Origin of the sequence: Flavihumibacter cheonanensis (genome assembly GCF_022352215.1) — a bacterium.
In the GTDB taxonomy this organism is placed as follows: domain Bacteria; phylum Bacteroidota; class Bacteroidia; order Chitinophagales; family Chitinophagaceae; genus Flavihumibacter; species Flavihumibacter cheonanensis.
This window is the reverse complement of sequence record NZ_JAKRWF010000004.1, coordinates 316752-336764: the sequence shown is the minus strand read 5'-3', so window position 1 is coordinate 336764 and position 20013 is coordinate 316752. Positions and strand designations below refer to the sequence as shown.

Sequence of the window (20013 nt, the reverse complement as noted above, 5' to 3'; positions counted from 1 at the left end):
ACCAATATCAAACAGTCCACACTCCTATATCCTTATAAAGAACCCGGGAGGCTGGCACAGTCAGCCTCCCTATTAAACCAGGAGTCAGCCTTATTGTTAGGTAAAAAAGCAGGATCAAGATGCAGATAGCGTATAAATCGGGAGGAAATGAACAGCGAACACCAGATATGGAACTGGTGATCGCCTTACAGCAGGCTGATATCAACCGGCCGGTGAAAGAACTGTATAACAGCTATTTTGAAATGCTGACCGCTTTTTTAAGAACCAAAGGAGCAGCACAGGAGGAAGCGGCAGATATTTTCCAGGAATCCATCCTGGTATTTATTGAGGCGGCAAGGGCAGGTAAATTCAAAGGTGATAGCAGTATCAAATCCTACCTCTTCGGAATAGCCAAGAACCTCTGGCTGGAAGAAATCAGGAGCAGCGAACGCAGGAACAGGCGGCAACAGGTATTTCAGCAGGCTTCCCCTACGATTGAGTCAACCGAAGCAAGGATCTTCAATAAGGAATTGCAGAAAACCTGGCTACAGCTCTTTAATTCGATCGGTTCAGTATGTAAAGCCATCCTGATGGGTTTCTATTATGAAAAACTGTCGATGCGAGAGTTATTGGATAAAGTATCCTTTGCAAGTGAGCAGGCTTTACGAAATAAAAAATCCAAATGCATGAAAGCATTGAAAGAAATGCTCTCAAAAAACCCAACCATTCTTCAACAACTTAAAAACCTCGACGCCCATGAATCCTGATTTACACATAGATCATTTGCTAGATGAGTATACAACAGGCACCATCACACGCGACTGGCTGCAAAAGCAGGCACCCTCATTAAATGAGCAGGAACTGGAAAAAGAGATCCAACTCCACCGCGCTGCCCAGTCCTTTCTTGAAAGGGCCCCTATCATTGCACAGGTAGGAATCTTGCACGAGCAGTTTCTAAATGAAAACAACTCCATTCATGCCGACAGGAAACTGATCTGGATGGGCCGGCTCAAATGGATTGGTATGGCAGCTTCCCTCTTGCTGGCGGTGGGTATCTATTTCTGGCAGTCCGGAAATACAATGAATGCAGACCAGCTCTATGCAGAGGTATATCAGCCTTACCAGGCACCGGTTTTCCGGTCACAGGAAAAAGCAGCTGACCTCACTGCCTTATACAAAAAAGGCGCTTACCAGGAATTAGTTACTGTCTATGAAGCTACCAAACCAGTTGATAACAGTTCCCATTTTTATGCTGGTCTCAGTTATATGGAAATGAAAAATTGGACGGCTGCTACTTTGAGTTTTGAACGCATCCTGGATAATGCAGCATCACCTGCTTTCCGCGATGAAGCCCAGTTTTACGGAGCACTCGCCTACCTGAAAGCAGGAGCTACTGACAAAGCTTTGGAATTGTTCAGGGCCATCAAACAGGATCCGCAACACTTGTACTTTGAAAAAGTGCAGGCAGATCAGTTAGAAGAACTGGAAGCGCTTTTACGTAAAAAATAAACTGTTAACACAACTGCTCCTGATCCAGCTAAGATCCACCAGATAAAGTTGCCGGTTGACTTACCAGGAGAGCAATTACCAATATAAACCAGGTGTGCCCAATAATTGGGTTGTTTAAACTGAACCGGTATTTCAGGATCGGATAACAAATTTAATTTTGCTTGTTGCAGGGCCTTCTCCACTGGTAGTCCTGAACTGATGCTTTCCCTGAATTTTCGGATAAGGTAGGCCGTTACCAGGTCCTCCGATTTCCATAGAGAAGCAATCACACCGTTTGCACCAGCATATAAAAAAGCCCTCGATAAACTCAGCAAACCTTCGCCGGAAGCGGCAATGCCACTGGCCGATTCACAGGCACTCAGAATGACCAGCTCTGTGTTTTTGAGTGGTAACGGATAGATTTCAGGTAGAAACAGGGTGTACCCCAGCACAGAATCTGGTTGTTCCGGATAAAACTTGATCCAGGAATCTCCATTGCCTTCCCTGTTGGCAGCAGCATGACTAGCTATATGCAGAATCTTTTTACTGCCTCCCAAACTTAGAAAAGCTGCTTTAGTTGCTTCGGATTTTACAATTGCCAATTCACTGCCCGACTTACCGGTTTCACTGGTAGAAAAAGGCAGCACCGCCAGCCCGGTTTTTCTGATTAAGGGATCCTCCTCCGCGTAGGGTGCAAAACTCATCCAGGAACTATCCTTCCCATTCGCTATTGCAGGTTTACGCTGTTGATATACCTGGTCAAAGGAAAGATGATAACTGATGGTAAGGTCTTGCAACAAATAGCGGTTCGTTGCCTGCGTTACTGGCAAGGCTTCAAATGGTACGAGGTGCAGGTAGCCATCCACCAGAATAGTACAGGACTCGAGTTTTTTCAGCTCCCCTTCCAGGGGTTGCAGTAATACCTGGTATAAATAATAACCATCCTGGTTTCCCTGGTAACGAAGCCCTTCCTGCTGGGTATGCAGGGAACTGATGAAATGTTGAACTCTCTCTCTTAGCGCTACTGTTACCGGTATCCGATCCAATTGTATAGTGCCAGGTCTTATCAAGAAGCGGAATAAAGCAGCATCCGTTTGCAGAAAACTAAGTACTGCCTGCTTTCCTCCTAATCGCTGTTGAAAAACAGATAGGCCATATACCGAATCCTCCAGGCTACTTTCATTGAAACCTGCATTCAAGTCCTGCTGCACACGGGATAATGCAACTTTGGTAGAAATCAGCTCTCCTTCGATCCGGGCCTTTTCCTCTGCATCTGTTAGTGTGTTGAGCAGAGAAGAATAATAAGCAAGGGTTTGCCTCAGTTCAAATTCCTTTGCCAGCAATGGCGACTGCCCGGGATTTATTGCAGAGCGTTCCCTTGCCTGGCGTAACTGGTCATTTAATACTGATCCTTTGTAGGCTTCTTCCAGTTCGAAAAAAGATTCCAGCGCTTCCTGCTCTTTCGTTTGTGCATACCAGTTGTAAACAGCTTCAGCCGCTTTCCAGTAAATCGCTTCCCTGCTTCGGTTAAAAAACAATTTCGCTTCATCATTATCATAGTTGCTTCGGATATAGGAAGCAAGGCGAATAGCTTTCAGTAAGGCAAGGGCACCTGCTTTCAGGTCAGCGGTAGCATTTGTCTGTTTATGCCGCAACAGGTAAATGCCGCTTTTTTGTTCATGGATCTCAAACAAAACTAAGGGAGCCAGGTCTTCATTGATACCGGCGGCTGCTTGTTCAAGGTACTGCAGTGCCTCCGGATAATTTTGGCTGCTTGCCAAAAGCCGGCTTCTGAGCAGCAGGTTGACTGCTTTCTCCCTGGGACTTTCACCCAGCAAACGGTTTAGGCTATCCGCTTTATCAAGTAAACCCCGACTCTGATCAGGTTGGTTTTTGTCCAGGTATATTCTTGCCATCTCCTGGTACATCCGAACCGTTGCATTGGTGGCATTGGGAACCACTTGTTGAAAATACCTAAGCGCGCTATCCGGTTCATTTTTCTCATAATAGAGGTGCCCGATATTTTGAATAACCCGGTTATTAATATAGGCATCTTTCAACAGGGTCCGGTAGATGGAAAGTGCTTCTTCATAATTTCCCAATGCCGACTCGCAGAAAGCGATATTGTTGGAGAAACCATCAAAGGTTTCCCGGTATTCAGGAGCAGCCGGATCCAATAACATCCTGGCTTTCTCAAAATAATTGGCTGCCTGCAGAAAATTGGAACTCTGAAAATACAAAGCACCCAGGGAGTTGTAGAGCACTTCCTGGTCGGGGTAGTCAGTATGATTCAAAGCCAATCGAGCTGCCTGCTCCAGGTAATACCGGGCACTGTCAATACCATAGGTATAGTAGAAATTGGAACCCAGGTGCAAACTGGCCTGGTAAAACAACAGGCTATCAGCTCCATAGCTACGAAACCAGTCCATAGCCCGATGATATTCTTGCTGCGCTTTGGCAAATGCACGCTGCCCCTGGAAGATATTCCCTCGCTTGATCATAGCATCACCGGCTTTAGCATTGCGTGGTGCAGTTGGTAAAAACAACTGAATGGCCTTTTCATACGCAGCTAATGCAATACTATCTGTAGTTCCGGTAGGATTTTCCGCAGCATAGTTTTTTTCGGCTTGCTGGTACCAGTAAGCAGGCTCAGCTGCCTGCTGATTCGACTGGGAAAATCCCTTCCAGATCAGCAGCAACAACAACAGGACTCCAAACAACTGGAAACTTCTTGGCATGTTTCTTAGGAGTCCCGAAACTACAAAATCTCCCGGCTTAGCGGCCTACCAGGATAATGATGGGGGGTCTTTTAGGGCGACTTGTAATATCCCTTGCCAGGCGCATCAGGTCTTCACTCCTGTTAAAACCGGTAGTGGCCATCAGGGAAGCCTGAATAAAGCGATCCCGATTCCGCATCAATACATCCCGCGCCTGTGCATCCCTGTTACCCAGTTCAGCCCTCAGACTCGCAGGAATATCAGCAGCTGTATTGAAATAATAAAAGCGTACGGTAATAGCTTGCAGGTTTCGGTTACTGGCATCCGTTATACGATAGAAAAATTCAAAATCGCGGGTGGTTCCATTGGTCGGGTTATTACCCAGGAACCCATCAGCAAAACTGCCTGCCAGGTCGATCACACCATTGTCCACATCTACCTTACAGCCATCTCCATTAACCCCAGGCAGATCATCATCACCATCATCATCGGTATCTTTTTCATCAAACTCACAATCGTCGTCATCATCCGGATTAGTGGGATCATCATCATCGTCATCGTCATCATCATCCGCACAGGGCAAAACAGCAGTAGGATCTGCATTGTAAATAGGTGTTGCAAATAAGAGGCCGGCTGTAGACAGATTGTAAATACTATCCCGGTAATCAATACCCGAAACTACCAGTTTGGCGCTATCCAACACGGTTTCCTGGTCGTCGCTGATATAGAATATTTTATACCGGATACCACCTTCACTTTCGGTGATATTAATGCGACCGGTCAGGCTATCTATTGCCAATCCCAAGGGAATGGCTTTAAAATAACCGGCTTCCGCAGGTCTGGTAACCGGATCTGTCGATTGCGCCGTACCAGGTACTTTGAAGTACAGGGAATCACTATAGGTGAGCCTGATTTTCGGCAGGGTGTCATTGGATCTGTTACAAGCCAGTCCGTACCCCACCAGTAGTAAAATGAATAGTATTCGATACATAATCTTGGGTCCCTCTACTTCGTTGCCACAAAGTTGATAAATGTAACCAATATCTTTGCCAAATGCGAATTGATATCATATCGGTAGTGCCTGAATTGCTGGAAAGTCCGTTGAATCACTCCATCATGAAAAGGGCTCAAACAAAGGGCATCCTTGAGGTTGTGGTGCATCACCTGCGCCAGTGGGCAGTGAATGAATACGGACAAGTGGATGATTATCAATATGGTGGAGGAGCCGGAATGGTGATGATGTGCGAACCCCTGGCCAAAGCGATAGAACAATTAAAAGCCGAACGCCCCTATGAACAGGTAATTTATATGACCCCGGATGGTGAACGATTTTCTCAAAAAATCGCCAACCGCCTTTCCCTGATGGGCAACCTGATTATTATCTGCGGACATTATAAAGGCATCGACCAACGGATCCGGGATCATTTTGTAACCATGGAAATTTCCATCGGCGATTATGTACTCAGTGGTGGAGAGCTGGCCGCGGCTGTTTTGGTAGATGCTGTTGGAAGATTACTTCCCGGGGTATTGAACGATGAAACCTCCGCCCTCACAGATTCCTTCCAGGATAACCTGCTGGCACCGCCTGTATATACAAGACCCGCAGATTTCAGGGGCTGGAAAGTGCCCGAGATCCTGCTCAGTGGTGACCTGAAAAAAGTAGACGAATGGCGCTATGAACAGGCTGTCCAGCGAACCGAACAAAAAAGGCCCGATTTGCTGGACAGCTGATTATTTTCCGCGGTATTTCATGTGCAGCAGTGGATAAGGTTTACCCATGCCATCCACCGGCGACCGACCCACTACTTCAAATCCCATTTTCTGGTAAAAGCCTACCGCTTGCGGGTTCTGTTCATTCACATCCAGGTCGTATGCCTGCAATTGTTCCAATGCGATTTGCAGCAAACGCTTGCCACATCCATTACCCCTGCTTTCAGGATCCACAAACAACATTTCAATCTTGCCATCCAGCACGCCGAGAAATCCATGAAAACGCCCGGATGCATCCTGTAAAGCATGCAAATCCACTGATGCGAGGAATTGATCCCGCACCAGTGGTTTGAAATATTGAATGTCGGATTCCGGTAAGAAATCATGCGTGGCTCTGACAGACGCTTCCCAGAGTTCCGTCAAAGCTTCAAAATCTGTTGAAACCGGTTTGACCAATTGAAGTTCATCCACAGTTATAGTTTTGCAGCCAATATGGCCGGGTACTTTTTATGCGTGTGCAATACCAGTTCTCCAAATAAGGTATTCGCCCAGGCAAACCATTTGCGTGTGAATTTGGTGGCATCATCCTTATGAAAAGCTTCATGCATGAAACCGGTATCCGCATGTGTTGCTTTCAGCATCTGCAGGCATTTTTTCACTTCGGCAGGATCATTGGAAGTGATTCCGCGCATGATGATACTCATCGGCCAGATGGTATAATTCCCGCCATGCGGACCGCCAATACCTTCTGCCGCCTTGCCCTTGAAGAAGAACGGATTTTCAGTTGATAAGATATAGCGCCGTGTAGCTGCATATACCGGATCACCCGGCTTCACTGCACCCAGGTAAGGAAGTGATAAGAGACTCGGTACATTGGCATCATCCATCAAATGATAACTTCCAAATCCATTCACTTCAAAGGCGTAGACCTTTCCAAATTTAGCATGACTCACAACCGCATATTGCTGCAGGGCTTTCTCCACTTCAGCAGCAAGCGCCGCACATTCTGCTGCAAGCGCTGCATCCAGTTTTAATGTGTTCAGGATCTCTGCTGCCTGTTTCAAACTGATCACAGCAAAGAAATTGGAAGGGATCAGAAACTGAAATAAGGTAGCATCATCACTGGGACGAAACGTAGAGCAGATCAATCCAACTGGTTTTACCGGGTATCCATAACCGCTGATGGGAACGCCATCCGTAGCCCAGGAAGTAGTACGCTGGAAAGTATAAGGGCCATCACCATTTTTACGCTGCTGCTCTTTAAACGTTTTCACAGTAAGGCGGATGGTATTCACCCATTCTGCATCCAGCACAGAAGTATCACCTGAAAGTTTCCAGTAATGATAAGCCAGTCGGATGGGATAACAAAGGCTGTCAATCTCCCACTTACGTTCATGTATACCCGGTTTCATAGCCGTGATATCAGATTTCCACTCACTCTCCTTCGTTACATCCTTGTAAAACGCATTCGCATAGGGATCCAGTTGAATGCAATGTTTCTGCCGGTTGAGCACACCTGCGATCAGGGTCTGCAATTTTTTATCTTCTTTGATTAAAGGCAGATAAGGCCACACCTGCGCGGTGCTATCGCGCAGCCACATGGCATCAATATCACCGGTGATCACATAAGTATCAGGCTTGCCATTTATGATTTCCAACTCAACGGTAGTGTCCAACGTATTTGGGAAACAGTTTTCAAATAACCAGGCCAGTTCCGGATCTGCTATTTGCTTCTTCACGCGCTGGATCGTTGCTTCCACTGCCTCACTGGTGAAATTACGTTCGGCTAAGGGTGGCCGTTTGCTTTCAAATCCATTCTTGCTGATTGCCCAACTAGTGGAGGGCAAAAGCGCCCATCCTGCTGCTGCTACCGCACTCTGTTGTATAAATTTTCTTCTGCTTGCCATGTTTGTTAGTTTGAAGAATAAGAATAAGGGAAGGTCTTTTTATCTGTTCCTCTTTTTTTATCCGGAGTTGCCTGCATGCTGAACTGAAGGGAACCGCCTTTCAGGAGATCGCCGTGTTTTAGATAGGTATTGGGATTGATTATACCATTCCATTTGATTTCCCGCACATATTTGTTGGAAGCGGAATTAGCTGGAGCCTGTATCGTAACCAACTTTCCATTTTCCAATTGGAGGGTCATTTTTTTAAAAAGCGGAGTTCCCAACACATACTGATCGGTACCCGGACAAACAGGATAAAATCCCATGGCGGAGAAAACATACCAGGCGGAAGTCTGGCCATTGTCTTCATCACCGCAATAACCATCCGGCGTTGGTTTGTACATGCGGTTCATTACTTCGCGTACCCAATACTGTGTTTTCCAGGGCTGACCGGCATAATTGTAGAGATAAGGCATATGCTGGATGGGCTGGTTGCCATGTGCATACTGTCCCATGTTCATGATCTGCATTTCGCGGATTTCGTGAATCGGAAATCCATAATAGCTATCATCAAAAAGGGGTGGCATCACAAATACGGAGTCGAGCATATTCACGAAGGTAGTTGCACCTCCCATTAGGTTGATGAGTCCCTGTATATCATGAAACACACTCCAGCTATAATGCCAGCTATTTCCTTCAGTGAACGCATCGCCCCATTTTAAGGGATTGAATGGCGACTGGAATTTGCCATCCTTGTTTTTACCGCGCATCAGTTTGGTTTCGGGATCAAAGAGATTACGATAATTCAGCATGCGCTTTTCATACAATGCGATCTCTTCTTTCGGCCGATTCAATGCTTTGGCCAGTTGCCAGATGGTGAAATCATCATAGGCATATTCCAACGTGCGGGCTGCATTCTCATTGATCTTTACATCATAGGGAACATAACCAAGTTCATTGTAATAGTTCACTCCTTTTCTGCCCACTGCATCCAATGGACCTTCATTATTCGCACCATGTAAAAGTGCTTCGTATAGCTTATTGATATCGTATCCGCGAAGTCCTTTCATGTAGGCATCTGACACAACAGAAGCAGAGTTGTTGCCCACCATTACATTTCTGAAACCCGGACTGCTCCACTCCGGAAGAAAACCACCTTCTTTGAAATCGTTGATGAGTCCCTCCTGCATTTCCTTATTGATAGAAGGATAGAGCAAATTCAGCAAGGGATAGAGTGCGCGGAACGTATCCCAGAAACCGGTGCCGGCGTACATGTAGCCAGGCAACACTTCTCCGTTATACGGACTGTAATGCACGATCTTGTTGTTCGCATCGTATTCATAATGTTTCTGCGGGAAACAAACCGTACGATAGAGGCAGGAATAAAAGGTACGCAGTTGTTCATCCGTACCACCTTCTGCTTTTACTTTACCGAGGGTTTCATTCCAGATTTTGCGGGATGATTGCCGTGTTTGATCAAAGGATTCTTTTCCAATTTCACGCTGCAGGTTGAGCAGGGCCTGCTCATCGCTGATGAAAGAAGAAGCTACTTTCAGATTGATTTTTTGTCCCTTTACGGTTTTGAAACCAACTACTGCACCGGCATGATCGGCTTTCATTTCCAACTGATTTTTCACCAGCACCGAATCGTGCCAGGTATAGGCGATCGTGAAGGGCTGATCGAACTCGAGTACAAAATAGTTTTTGAAATTAGCGGGTACTCCCCCACTGTTTTTGGTAGTATAACCAATGATTCTTTTTTCGTTGGGAAGAATTTTTACATAAGAACCTTTATCAAACGCATCAATCACGAGGAAGGAGCTATCTGATTTGGGAAACGTGAACCGAAACTGTGCAGCTCTTTCGGTGGCCGTGATTTCGGTAGTCACATCATAATCGGCCAGGTACACACTGTAATAATCGGGGGATACGGTTTCTGCTTTGTGGGAGAACCAACTGGCTCTTTTGTTCTGATCAAACACCAGTGATCCGGTAACCGGCATGATAGCAAACTGACCATAGTCGTTCATCCAGGGAGAAGGCTGATGGGTTTGTTTGAAACCGCGAATTTTATCCGCAGTGTACACATAGGCCCAGCCATCGCCCATTTTACCGGTTTGGGGGGTCCAGAAATTCATGCCCCAGGGGCGTGCGATAGCGGGATAGGTATTCCCATTGGAGAGGCTGAACAATGATTGGGTACCCATCAGAGGGTTCACATAGTCTACAGGTTGAAGGGATTGGGCAATAACAATCGATGCAAGCAGGTTGATCGAAAGGGTAACATACCATTTCAGTTGTTTCATGTTGGTTCTTTCTAAAAAGTGCTAAAAATATTCAATTGTAACCAAATGACTTGGTTGAAATGCGTTATAAAATATTCAAAGCTCGTCACAATTCGTATGCGATTTCTCCTTAATTTGTTCGTAAATAACAACCTATGCGCTGGCAAGGAAGACGCGAAAGCGGAAATGTAGAAGATCGTAGAGGAATGGCCGGACCTGTAGCTATCGGAGGCGGCATCCTTGGCATCATTGCCCTATTATTCAACCTGTTTTTGGGTGGAGATGTGGATGTATCGCAACTGCAGGCACCAGGAGGCAGCAGTGCTCCGATGAGTGCGGAGGCCAAAGCGCGGGAGGATGAGCTGGCAAGTTTTGTGAAAGTAGTGCTGGCTGAAACAGAGGATGTATGGAATAAAGTATTTGCAGAGAATGGATCACAATACCGGGAGCCAACCCTGGTGCTTTTTAGTGGTGCGGTGCAATCTGCCTGTGGTTCTGCGAGTGCGGCAAGTGGACCATTTTATTGTCCGGGTGATCAGAAATTATACATAGATCTCTCCTTTTACGATGAACTCTCCCAGCGTTTTGGGGCGCCAGGTGATTTTGCGATGGCCTATGTAGTATCGCATGAAGTGGGTCACCATATCCAGACCTTATTGGGCACAACACAGAAGCTGGCGCAGATCCGTCAGCAGGTGAGCCAGGAAGAGTACAACAAGTATTCGGTGATGCTGGAATTGCAGGCGGATTTCCTTGCCGGTGTATGGGCGCATCATACTGCGAATAAGAACCTACTGGATGCCAATGATATTGAGGAAGCCATGCGGGCTGCCAATGCGATTGGTGATGATAGGTTACAGAAACAGGCCCAGGGTTATATCGTTCCGGAGTCCTTTACCCATGGCACATCGGAGCAACGGATGTACTGGTTTAAGAGAGGTTATGAGTCGGGGGATATCAGGCAGGGAGATACGTTTAATGATGCGAGGTTGAGGTGAGGAAAAGTGAGACGTCAGACGTGAGACGTGAGACGGCGGTCCATGCGTCTGACATCTCACGTCTGACATCTCACAGTTTTATATAGCTCCAGCCCGCCTCCTGTTTCAATATAATTTCACCCACTCCCATTTTAACGAAGCCGGCTTCGGGAAGGAGTTGATCTTTGGAAACATTGCGTTCGCGCAAGGTGTTTTCGCAAACAACGAATTCAATACCCATTTTTTTAAACTGCGCGATTTTATCGGCCTGGGTGGTTTTGTCTTTCATCATAAACTGAACACCCGCACCATGCACCACTACTTCTACTTTCACGGAATCACCCCAACCTGCTTTGAGATTTTTGAGGTTGTTCATGAGTCCCTTCCAGATCAGGGTATCACTGGTATTTAACTGCATCACCAGTTTGTGCTTCGGTTCTGCTGTTTGTGCAACTGCACCATTGATAACTGATAAAAGTAGAACTGCCAGTATAGTGAGTTGTTTCATGTTTAGTTATTCTTTCGGTGGTTATTCTTTCGGTGTTTCGTCTTTCTCACTTCTCACTTCTCACGTCTGACTTCTCACTTTTTTTCAGCATACTAAAGCCTAACCCTCCCATCACGGCAAAATAAACCGTGCTGTTCAGGGGTTTGGAAGTGATGGCGCAGGTACCGGTCACACACCCGATAAAGTGATAGTAAAGATATCCTGCAATTCCTCCGAGGAGAACTCCCAACAACATCAACTTGTTTTTCAGTATAAATGATTTGATCATAGCAACGGCATTTTGGTAAAGTTGCAGGAATTGGTGTTAACCGAATGTGATAATAGTTACCCAGCGGACTTAGCCAAGGGCCACATCCAGCACCATCATCACCACAAAGCCGCCGATGAACCCGAGCACTGCTACATCGGTGAATTTATCCCGCTGGGTTTCTGGGATCACTTCTTCCACCACCACATAGATCATGGCACCGGCAGCGAAGGCGAGGGCGAAGGGTAACACAGGTTCCATATAAATCACAGCCACAGCTCCCAATACGCCGGCAACCGGTTCAACAATCGCGGAGAGCTGACCATACCAGAAACTCTTGGCCCTGCTTACGCCATGTCTGCGCAGTGGCATAGCAACTGCCATACCTTCGGGGAAGTTCTGCAATCCGATACCAAATGCCAGGGCGATGGCTGCAGGAATCAGTTGTTCCCCGGCGCCAATTGAGGCAGCGCCAAAGAGTACACCAACCGCGAGGCCTTCCGGAATATTGTGCAACGTGATGGCCAATAACAGCAGGGTAGTTTTATGCCATTTGGTTTTCATCCCCTCGGATTCATCCTCTCCAAAATTGATATGCAGGTGGGGCATGAATTTGTCGAGAGAAAAGATAAAGAGAGCGCCGACCAGGAAGCCCACAGCTGCGGGCATCCAGGGAAAATCGGGATAGAGTTTCTCTGAATATTCAATGCTGGGTGCCAGCAGCGACCAAAAGCTGGCGGCTACCATCACCCCGCCCGTAAAGCCGAGCATGGCATCAAATACACTGCGTTTGATGGTTTTGAAAAAGAATACCAGGGAGGCGCCGGCGGCAGTAACCAGCCAGGTAAATGTTGTTGCTATAAGGGCCGCCCATACAGGCCCGATTTCGGTTAGGAATTGTTCTAGTTGCTTCATGGCGTATAAAAATAATCCAAATCATCCAAAATAATTAGATGCACCTAAATTTATTTTTAGCCTCATCAATTCCCTCACCCGTCCGGTGGCACCGGACGGGTGAGCTATCTCCCGGGCTTGTAAGTACGTTCCGCATTCCGCAGCACATCATCTTTGTAGAAGAGTACTTCCCGGAACTGCCCCTTGCTGTAAGCCTCTACCTGGTCGTTGAAATGGGGAGAAGCCGGATCACCACTCTGTCCACCTGCGAGCAGGGCTTTAGCGCGCACTTTGTCACCAAACTCCACAGCACAAATGAAACTGTTCCCATGGACCCCATACCGGTTCCGGGTGCCCGGGAAAACCCGGCTATTATAAGAAGGCAACATGCCCCAGGTTCCGGAAGCAAAGGCAACCGGGAAACTGGTTTTGTTATCATCAAACTGCAAATCAATTGCCGGCGAAATACGCTGGAAGCGATTGATACCACCCCAGGCGAGCTGCCATTTTCCATAGCGCTGCGTGAGATCCTGCAGGGTCAGGTACAGTGCCTGCAGCATCTCACGCTGAGGTGTACCCGAAATATAGGCACGGGTCTTTATCACCGCGTCCAGGGGTTTGCCATCCTGGGGACCTGCGCGCATGATGGAAGGCAATAATCTTTGTCCCCATTCCACAGCCAGCGTAGTTGCAATGGATGCCGTATCCACCTGGTAATTCCAGTTGCGGAGGACGGCTATTGGTCCGGCCAGCCAGGCATATAAGGTATCAGCAGGTTTCACTTGAGTGTCAAATGCTTTCACCAACTCGGGAATCAATTCCTCAAAAGCAGCGAGACGCGGATCATAACCGGCTTTGATAAGTGCGTCTAGATCTAGTTTGGCAAGATTGGAAAGCACCCTAACGGCATTGACTCCACGAAAATTATCACCATCAGGTGCCATGTAGGCAGGGAACATTGCAGGATCCGGACTATTGGTACCTGCAATCTGGAATGCGGTGCTGTTGCAATGTTGCAGCCATCCATTGGAGGGGTTCACCATATGAACGGTTTCATTGATAGCATGATACCCCTTCCACTCGGTTGCTTTGGTGGTTCCATCAACAGGTTGCGTCCAGTCGATAGAAGGATCTCTTTTCGGAATCCGGTTTCCATGCCAGTAAGCGATATTGCCATCTCTATCCGCATAGACCGTACTATTGGAAAGATTGCCTTTCAGATCCAGTGTTTTCTTGAAATCGTTGAGTCCCTTTACTTTGGTTCGTTGCCAACATTGAATTACGCCCTCCAGCAGGCGGTTATCCGCTTTCATGCTCAGGAGCTGGTTGTTGCGCTTCGCCATAATCGGACCGTGATGGGTGAAGTAGGCTGTGATGTTTTTTTCTGCTGTTCCCGTAGCTGTTTTATAGCGAATCGTAATCAGTTTGGTTCTAAAGGGACGAAGTTTACCTTCATAGCGATACGCATACCCATAGGGACGCTTCTCCACTTTTTCTATATAGGAATCCGCAGCATCCACATAACAGGATGTGTGCATCCAGCCCGCGTATTCATTGAATCCCTGGTAGATGAAAAACTGTCCCCAGGTAACCGCCCCATAGGCATTCAGGCCTTCTTCTGAAACCATATGCACTTCGGGACGAAAATAAAAACTCACATGGGGATTGATATAGAGCATTGCTTTGCCACTGGCGGATTTGGCAGGAGCAATAGCAAATCCATTGGAGCCGGTGGGAAGAGGCTCTTCTATTGGTTCGACTTCAGTGCTCAACCCTTCTCTGATTCCTTGCGCAGAAAGAGAAGTACCATTTATGTTTCTTGCGACTAACGGCGATGCATCACCGTAAAAACCAGCCAACTCTTTCATGGTGATATCAGCCGTAGTGATCGCACCAATACTACCATCTGTCCATAACATGGGGAACCAGGGTTCAAAGCGGTTTAGGAGAGCTGTTTTTACCTGGGGATTTTTGTAGAGATAATAATTGATCCCATCCGCAAAAGCGACACAGAGTTTTTTCAACCAGGCCGGAGCTTTCGCATAATCACGTTGCGCGGCTTCGGCATCAATCACCAGTCGGATCAGGAGATCATCATAGAGCTTACTCTCCCCCTGCACCTCTGACAATCTCCCCAGCTTTTCAATATAATTCATTTCCACCCGGGCAAAATCGTCTTCGCATTGGACATAGAGCAATCCGAAAACTGCATCGGCATCTGTCTTGCCATAGATATGCGGAATGCCCATCTTATCGCGGATGATGGTGATGTTCTCCGCCTGTTTTTCCCATCTTGCCAATTCAGCTGGTTGCTGTGCCAATAACCCCAAGGGAAGACAAAGCAGGACTAATACTAATTTTCGCATGTGTGTGTATGTTATAAAGTAACCAGGGCGGCTGCGCCAATGATACCGGCATCCATCTCCTGCAAAGTTTCAATCACCAGGCTTTCACGGGCCTGGCGATAGGCAAAATCGCCCACCTGTTGCAGGGTAGCTTCCCGGAACAAGGGCCAGGCAGCACTTACCGACCCTCCCAAAATAATATAATTTATATCGAGTGCGTAGAGCAGGGTTTTAACCGCGTTGCCAAAATGAAAACCAAGTTCGGCATACAGCTCCAATGATCGCTGATCTCCCTGCATGGCTTTCTGGTAAACCTCAACGCCATTGAGTCCGTATACATTTTCAAAAAAACGGCCGCTGGCATAGTATTCAATGTTCTGCTCGCGGTATTCAATCAGTCCGAATTCTCCAGCCCCACCATGTAATCCTGAGATCAGTTTACCTTCCCAAATAATACCGGTGCCCATCCCGGTACCAAGGGTAACCCCCAGGAGAGAGGTACGCTCCCGCAATTGTCGCAGGGTAAAAGCCGCGGCAGCAAAACAGTTGGCATCGTTGTTCAGGGCAACCGGATTTCCCAACTCTTTTTCCAGAATGCCTTTAAGATCGAGTTCTGTCCAGGCCGGGATATTCATCACATCGTACACCACGCCAGTAACAGGGTTTACCAGTCCCGGAATTCCAATACCGATACCTGTTATATCGTTTAGGCCTAACCGAAGAATTAATCCTTTCACTTGCTCTACTACTTCATCAGCACTTCCATTCGCCAGCACTTTCTCTTCGACCTTTTGCAGCAGGCGGCCATTCTCCACGATACCAGCTTTCATACCGGTACCGCCAATATCGATGCCTATTTGTCGGTTACGCATGGGAGGATGTTTTCCATTCACTGGCGGCAGCTTCATCGAGGTAGAGGTAGGCATTGGGATGGTTCTTCAACCAGGTAACCGGCAAAGCGGGTGTAGGCTCAGATTCCATCAGCTGTTTGATGATAGCCGCTTTATGTGAACCGGAAACAATCAGAAAAATATGTTTCGCAGACAGAATGGAAGCGATGCCGAGTGTGAGTCCGCCTGTAATGGTTGTTTCCTTTTTAAAATACTTCTGCGCGGTTTGGATGGTGGAAGGAGCCAGTTCAGCGATATGAGCGGTTAAGGTAGGATCGCGCTGGGGTTCATTCATCCCGATATGGCCATTGGAGCCCAGGCCGATCACCGCGATATCAATACCCCCGTGGTCCGATATGAACTGGTCCACACGCTGGCATTCTTCTTCCAGGGAGGCAGCTCTGCCATCGAAAAAGCAGATCCGGCTGGCATCAACTTTCAGCGGTTGAAACAATTGCTGGTGAAGATGCCATTGGCAGGAACCCTCATCCGAAGCATTCATGCCCTGCCATTCATCGAGTCCGACGAAGTTCCAGGAGTCGGTTTCATTGGCATTTTGTTGTGTAATGAGTTCACGATAGAGTCCAGCCGGACTATCACCTGAAGCCACGCAGACCAGGGGTGATTGCTTTTTGCGCGCCAGGGATAACAAATGTTTGGCAGCAGCGGCTGAAAGTGTATTGTAATCCTTTTCAAGGAAAATATCCATAATGCAGGTAGTTTATTTTTTTGCATTCAACCACAAATCAATGGGCCGGTCCACCTTCGGATGGAAAGGCAGGTAAATCTTTTTGCCTTCTGCTGCGGAAGCATAAGCTGCATAGATGATTTCCAGCACAGCGCGACCATCTTCACCGGTAACCATGGGCTGGGTATCGTTCTGCACACATTGAATGAAATGCCTTAGTTCATGCGGGTAACCCTGGTTGAACACCTCTTCGAAAATGGTGAAGCTCCAGCCAATGGTGGTATCTGCTTTTTCCATCGCATAGCCATAACCGTGTTTACTGTAGGAAACAGCCGCATTGCCCATGAAGAGATCAGCATATACTACCCCGCCGGTGCCATAAACTTCACAACGATCATCCATACCGCCATGTTTGGCCCAGCTGTTTTCTGCTACCCCGATCACGCCATTTTCAAACTCGATAATCACCACCGAATTATCCTCGCAAACGGTGCGGCCCTTGTGGTAAACAGTTGCCATCGTGGCATAGACACTGGTTGCCTTGCAATTGTTGAGCATCCAGCGAAACCAGGCTATGGCGTGGCAACCCATATCCATCAGAACCCCTCCACCGGAGAGATTTTTATCGTAGAACCAGTCGCTATGCGGACCAGAATGTTTCTCCCCCTGCTTGAGCATGTAGATATCCCCTACCCCACCTTCCTTCACCATATGGCGCACACGTTCGTATTTGGGGGCAAAGCAGAGTTCCTCGGCATACATCAGTTTCACTTTGGCCTTTTTGCAGGCCTCAATCATGGAATCCGCTTCCTCGAGGGTAACGGCCAGGGGTTTTTCAATGATGATATGTTTACCGGCGGCAGCGGCTTTGAGGGTAGCTTCGCAATGCTTGAAATTGGGCAGGCAGATATCCACCACTTCAACGCCTGATTTTTCAAGCAGTTCATCGATATCAGCATAAAACTGGGTGATTTTGTGTTTATCGGCGAAGTCCCGGGCTTTCTTGATATCTCGGGAGTAAACAGCAACCACTTCCGCTTCCGGAACAAAGCGGTGATAACTTTCAATATGGATATCGGCAATGAACCCGGAACCCAGGATGGCAACTTTCGTTCGACGCATTTTTGCTTAAATATCTGCAAAAATTGCAGGAACTGGCACTTCAAACAGCGAAAAAAAAGAACCAATCCACGAACAACCTGTTAAGCATGGTTAAACTATACAATATGAAAGCATGGGTATTTGCGGCCGCCCTACTGATCAGCGGCACCAGCATGGCACAAAAGAAAAAAAATTGGGATAATTACCTGCCAATGACCACCATTGGACTTGGAGTAGGTTTCCAGGAATTTGACGGATTGAATAGCCGGATTGCGAATTTCCCCCAGTACCGCGATCTGCGGGATTATACAGGTGTTTTGCAATTGGGTTGGATGAAAGAAAGAAACCGGGTGATTTCCATGTCGAATATTACGCTAGGTAGCAGCATGAGCGGGGATCGCAACCGCCAAAGCAGCACGACGCGATTTGCAGGAATTGGTTTTGATTTTGGATATGATCTGTTAAAGCAGGATAGGGTGATGTTGTATCCAATCGCGGGTATTGGATATGATTGGTACCAGGCAAAATTCTACCGGGATAACTCGAATGTCAATTTTGATGATGTTTTGCAATCGCCCATTGTACAAACAGGGATTTCTCCTGTGGCGTTCAACAATTCCTTTTTTAATTACAAACTGGGTATGGGCCTGAACCTGTTCGCGCCTAAGGAAAAAGGAGCTTCAGTAGGTTTGCAGGCAGCATATATCGGCAGTTTCCAGGATCGTGAATGGAGGGGAAAGAGCAACCAGGATTTGGCAAATGCACCGGAGGATCGTTTGGGCAGGTTCCAGATCAGCCTGGTCCTGACCAAAGCTCCAATGTGGTATGGTAAAAAAGGTAGATAAGCAACCACGTTCATTTGACCATTCGGCATAAGTTGACCGTCCATTCGGCTTCTGTTGACTAACCAGTCAGTCATCCGGAATCGTTCAGGGATAGTTGTTTGATCGTTCTACAACTGTCAGTGAACCGTCAGTGAAGCGCTCTGGAACCGTTTGGGAGGAATGGAAGAGGGGGAATGGAAGAGGGTGGAAAGAAAGAACATAACAATTTACAAAATAATATCCGAAAAGCTAAATGGGAGGAGCAGAAATGCTCTTCCCTTTTTTTATGCAGGTAGGATATTTGAAATAATCCGCTTTCCCGCTTGCAGGAATTTAAGGGATAGCCTATATTGTTGCTACTTGTCCTGTGATTCCCAGCCAATGGGACTCATGTGGCGAAGCATTGAACATGAAAGAAAAATTTCAATTCCATCCTTTTTACTTTCTTGCAACTGTTCTTCTATTCCTAATTGAAGTCTTAATAGCTATTTATGTTGATGACAACTTTATAAGACCCTACGGAGGCGACTATTTAGTTGTTATCCTTCTCTTCTGCTTTGTAAAGACATTTTTGAAAATACCCACTTTATGGACGGCAGCGGGAGTATTATTATTTGCGTACTTAATCGAAACATTACAATATTTTGATTTGGTTGGCAAACTCGGATTGAAGCACTCAAGAATTGCAAATATTGTAATAGGTAACTCTTTTGCCTGGATGGATATAATAGCTTATACATTAGGAATCTTGACAGTAGTCATTGCCTATTACGTTGTGAAAAAAAGAAGGAAAACTATTCAATCGCCGATATTTCTATAACTAGTACTAGATGAAATCATTCATTATCATATTACTGATGACTATGAGCTATTCATTGTGCATATCCCAAAATAAAAATGAAGCAATAGAAATTATATACAACGTAATAAAGGAAACGCAAGATACTAACCATATATATTATGAAGATTCAATACTAACAGATTATACGTATAATGAAATACATAAATCTTTAACGAAGAGAAAATATTCAAGTAGCCTAAAACCCAACGACACAAATACATTTCAGCTATCTCGGAAGGAGCTTAGATATATTCTAGCCCAACTTAAGTTACTAAGAACAAATATTTGGGATGCCAATCTATTTTCAAACTCCGAAATAATTCAAGCTGATTCAGCCTGGGCAGTGCTATTAAATATTCGGTCAATTCAAAAACCTCAAGTATACCCTCAAACCAAACGCGTTTGGAAATTTATAAAACCAATTGTATTTAGAAATGGAACCTGCGCTTTAGTTTATTATCTCAATTTTTGCGGAAATACATGTGGATCTGAAGAAATCGCGTTTTACACCCGAAAAGGTAATGATTGGGAAAAAATAGTAAGAGTAAAAGCTGCTGTATTCTAAGAATATGCTAAACTCTGAATAAATATTTAAATAATAAATGATGACTAAACTAACTGGAGTTGTAATAG

Annotated in this window: 19 protein-coding genes; 7 read left to right on the top strand and 12 right to left on the bottom strand. The window is 46.4% G+C overall.

Annotation, left to right across the window (positions count from 1 at the left end; genetic code table 11):
- The first annotated feature begins 119 nt into the window (after window positions 1-119).
- Both MD536_RS17825 and MD536_RS17820 read left to right on the top strand, forming a co-directional pair.
- Window positions 120-746: an RNA polymerase sigma factor gene (locus MD536_RS17825; RefSeq protein WP_239602612.1), complete on the top strand. Its 627-nt coding sequence runs from the start codon at window positions 120-122 to the stop codon at window positions 744-746.
- The gene (locus tag MD536_RS17820) at window positions 736-1488 is read left to right on the top strand and encodes a tetratricopeptide repeat protein (protein ID WP_239602610.1); all 753 of its coding nucleotides are present in this window, start codon (window positions 736-738) and stop codon (window positions 1486-1488) included. Before MD536_RS17825 ends, MD536_RS17820 begins: the two co-directional genes overlap by 11 nt.
- On the opposite strand, the gene MD536_RS17815 is transcribed toward MD536_RS17820, so the two are convergent.
- Both MD536_RS17815 and MD536_RS17810 read right to left on the bottom strand, forming a co-directional pair.
- Entirely contained in the window at window positions 1449-4205 is a 2757-nt protein-coding gene (locus MD536_RS17815; RefSeq protein ID WP_239602609.1) for a CHAT domain-containing protein, read from the bottom strand. The two genes, MD536_RS17820 and MD536_RS17815, sit on opposite strands and share 40 nt — an antisense overlap.
- 37 nt (window positions 4206-4242) lie before the next feature.
- Window positions 4243-5175 (bottom strand): hypothetical protein, encoded by a 933-nt coding sequence (locus MD536_RS17810; RefSeq protein WP_239602607.1) that lies wholly within the window; start codon window positions 5173-5175, stop codon window positions 4243-4245.
- Between the two features lie 62 nt (window positions 5176-5237).
- Here MD536_RS17810 and trmD point away from each other — a divergent pair, with 62 nt between their 5' ends.
- Window positions 5238-5915, top strand: coding sequence for a tRNA (guanosine(37)-N1)-methyltransferase TrmD (gene trmD, locus MD536_RS17805; protein ID WP_239602606.1), 678 nt, complete (start codon window positions 5238-5240; stop codon window positions 5913-5915).
- Here trmD and MD536_RS17800 read toward each other — a convergent pair whose 3' ends face one another.
- From MD536_RS17800 to MD536_RS17790, 3 genes are read right to left on the bottom strand one after another with little or no spacing between them, the layout of a single operon-like run.
- Window positions 5916-6365, bottom strand: coding sequence for an acetyltransferase (locus MD536_RS17800; protein WP_239602604.1), 450 nt, complete (start codon window positions 6363-6365; stop codon window positions 5916-5918). It abuts the gene before it with no gap.
- 2 nt (window positions 6366-6367) lie between these two features.
- Window positions 6368-7801 (bottom strand): glycoside hydrolase family 125 protein, encoded by a 1434-nt coding sequence (locus MD536_RS17795; protein ID WP_239602603.1) that lies wholly within the window; start codon window positions 7799-7801, stop codon window positions 6368-6370.
- Between the two features lie 5 nt (window positions 7802-7806).
- Window positions 7807-10086 carry a GH92 family glycosyl hydrolase gene (locus tag MD536_RS17790; RefSeq protein ID WP_239602601.1) on the bottom strand — a complete coding sequence of 760 codons (2280 nt, stop codon included), beginning with the start codon at window positions 10084-10086 and terminating at the stop codon, window positions 7807-7809.
- A 134-nt stretch (window positions 10087-10220) separates the two neighbouring features.
- Here MD536_RS17790 and ypfJ point away from each other — a divergent pair, with 134 nt between their 5' ends.
- Window positions 10221-11063, top strand: a complete 843-nt coding sequence (ypfJ, locus tag MD536_RS17785) for a KPN_02809 family neutral zinc metallopeptidase (RefSeq protein ID WP_239602600.1) — start codon at window positions 10221-10223, stop codon at window positions 11061-11063.
- A 70-nt stretch (window positions 11064-11133) separates the two neighbouring features.
- On the opposite strand, the gene MD536_RS17780 is transcribed toward ypfJ, so the two are convergent.
- From MD536_RS17780 to MD536_RS17750, 7 genes are all read right to left on the bottom strand, one after another.
- The gene (locus MD536_RS17780; protein ID WP_239602597.1) at window positions 11134-11550 is read right to left on the bottom strand and encodes a DsrE family protein; all 417 of its coding nucleotides are present in this window, start codon (window positions 11548-11550) and stop codon (window positions 11134-11136) included.
- A 46-nt stretch (window positions 11551-11596) separates the two neighbouring features.
- A complete protein-coding gene (locus tag MD536_RS17775) occupies window positions 11597-11818 on the bottom strand; it encodes a hypothetical protein (RefSeq protein ID WP_239602596.1) in 222 nt (73 codons plus the stop codon).
- A gap of 69 nt (window positions 11819-11887) precedes the next feature.
- A complete protein-coding gene (locus tag MD536_RS17770) occupies window positions 11888-12712 on the bottom strand; it encodes a ZIP family metal transporter (protein WP_239602594.1) in 825 nt (274 codons plus the stop codon).
- A 104-nt stretch (window positions 12713-12816) separates the two neighbouring features.
- Entirely contained in the window at window positions 12817-15057 is a 2241-nt protein-coding gene (locus MD536_RS17765) for a penicillin acylase family protein (RefSeq protein WP_239602592.1), read from the bottom strand.
- A gap of 11 nt (window positions 15058-15068) precedes the next feature.
- Window positions 15069-15908, bottom strand: a complete 840-nt coding sequence (locus MD536_RS17760) for an ROK family protein (RefSeq protein WP_239602591.1) — start codon at window positions 15906-15908, stop codon at window positions 15069-15071.
- Window positions 15901-16635: a glucosamine-6-phosphate deaminase gene (locus tag MD536_RS17755; RefSeq protein WP_239602589.1), complete on the bottom strand. Its 735-nt coding sequence runs from the start codon at window positions 16633-16635 to the stop codon at window positions 15901-15903. Before MD536_RS17755 ends, MD536_RS17760 begins: the two co-directional genes overlap by 8 nt.
- Window positions 16636-16647: 12 nt before the next feature.
- Entirely contained in the window at window positions 16648-17736 is a 1089-nt protein-coding gene (locus tag MD536_RS17750; RefSeq protein ID WP_239602587.1) for a Gfo/Idh/MocA family protein, read from the bottom strand.
- Window positions 17737-17840: 104 nt separating this feature from the next.
- On the opposite strand from MD536_RS17750, the gene MD536_RS17745 reads away from it, so the two are divergent.
- The 3 genes from MD536_RS17745 to MD536_RS17735 all read left to right on the top strand — a co-directional run bounded on the left by MD536_RS17745 (window position 17841) and on the right by MD536_RS17735 (window position 19945).
- A complete protein-coding gene (locus tag MD536_RS17745) occupies window positions 17841-18560 on the top strand; it encodes a hypothetical protein (protein ID WP_239602585.1) in 720 nt (239 codons plus the stop codon).
- 388 nt (window positions 18561-18948) lie between these two features.
- Window positions 18949-19359 carry a ribosomal maturation YjgA family protein gene (locus MD536_RS17740; RefSeq protein WP_239602584.1) on the top strand — a complete coding sequence of 137 codons (411 nt, stop codon included), beginning with the start codon at window positions 18949-18951 and terminating at the stop codon, window positions 19357-19359.
- A gap of 43 nt (window positions 19360-19402) precedes the next feature.
- Window positions 19403-19945, top strand: coding sequence for a hypothetical protein (locus MD536_RS17735; RefSeq protein WP_239602582.1), 543 nt, complete (start codon window positions 19403-19405; stop codon window positions 19943-19945).
- Window positions 19946-20013 lie beyond the last annotated feature (68 nt).

Bases quoted from the DNA above. Each gene is read 5' to 3' on its own strand.
- MD536_RS17770 (WP_239602594.1), bottom strand. From the start codon at position 12,712: ATGAAGCAACTAGAACAATTCCTAACCGAAATCGGGCCTGTATGGGCG.
- MD536_RS17765 (WP_239602592.1), bottom strand. From the start codon at position 15,057: ATGCGAAAATTAGTATTAGTCCTGCTTTGTCTTCCCTTGGGGTTATTG.
- MD536_RS17750 (WP_239602587.1), bottom strand. From the start codon at position 17,736: ATGCGTCGAACGAAAGTTGCCATCCTGGGTTCCGGGTTCATTGCCGAT.
- MD536_RS17735 (WP_239602582.1), top strand. From the start codon at position 19,403: ATGAGCTATTCATTGTGCATATCCCAAAATAAAAATGAAGCAATAGAA.
- MD536_RS17775 (WP_239602596.1), bottom strand. From the start codon at position 11,818: ATGATCAAATCATTTATACTGAAAAACAAGTTGATGTTGTTGGGAGTT.
- MD536_RS17760 (WP_239602591.1), bottom strand. From the start codon at position 15,908: ATGCGTAACCGACAAATAGGCATCGATATTGGCGGTACCGGTATGAAA.
- MD536_RS17810 (WP_239602607.1), bottom strand. From the start codon at position 5,175: ATGTATCGAATACTATTCATTTTACTACTGGTGGGGTACGGACTGGCT.
- MD536_RS17745 (WP_239602585.1), top strand. From the start codon at position 17,841: ATGAAAGCATGGGTATTTGCGGCCGCCCTACTGATCAGCGGCACCAGC.
- ypfJ (WP_239602600.1), top strand. From the start codon at position 10,221: ATGCGCTGGCAAGGAAGACGCGAAAGCGGAAATGTAGAAGATCGTAGA.
- MD536_RS17755 (WP_239602589.1), bottom strand. From the start codon at position 16,635: ATGGATATTTTCCTTGAAAAGGATTACAATACACTTTCAGCCGCTGCT.
- MD536_RS17795 (WP_239602603.1), bottom strand. From the start codon at position 7,801: ATGGCAAGCAGAAGAAAATTTATACAACAGAGTGCGGTAGCAGCAGCA.
- MD536_RS17815 (WP_239602609.1), bottom strand. From the start codon at position 4,205: ATGCCAAGAAGTTTCCAGTTGTTTGGAGTCCTGTTGTTGTTGCTGCTG.
- MD536_RS17820 (WP_239602610.1), top strand. From the start codon at position 736: ATGAATCCTGATTTACACATAGATCATTTGCTAGATGAGTATACAACA.
- MD536_RS17790 (WP_239602601.1), bottom strand. From the start codon at position 10,086: ATGAAACAACTGAAATGGTATGTTACCCTTTCGATCAACCTGCTTGCA.
- MD536_RS17780 (WP_239602597.1), bottom strand. From the start codon at position 11,550: ATGAAACAACTCACTATACTGGCAGTTCTACTTTTATCAGTTATCAAT.
- trmD (WP_239602606.1), top strand. From the start codon at position 5,238: ATGCGAATTGATATCATATCGGTAGTGCCTGAATTGCTGGAAAGTCCG.
- MD536_RS17740 (WP_239602584.1), top strand. From the start codon at position 18,949: ATGAAAGAAAAATTTCAATTCCATCCTTTTTACTTTCTTGCAACTGTT.
- MD536_RS17825 (WP_239602612.1), top strand. From the start codon at position 120: ATGCAGATAGCGTATAAATCGGGAGGAAATGAACAGCGAACACCAGAT.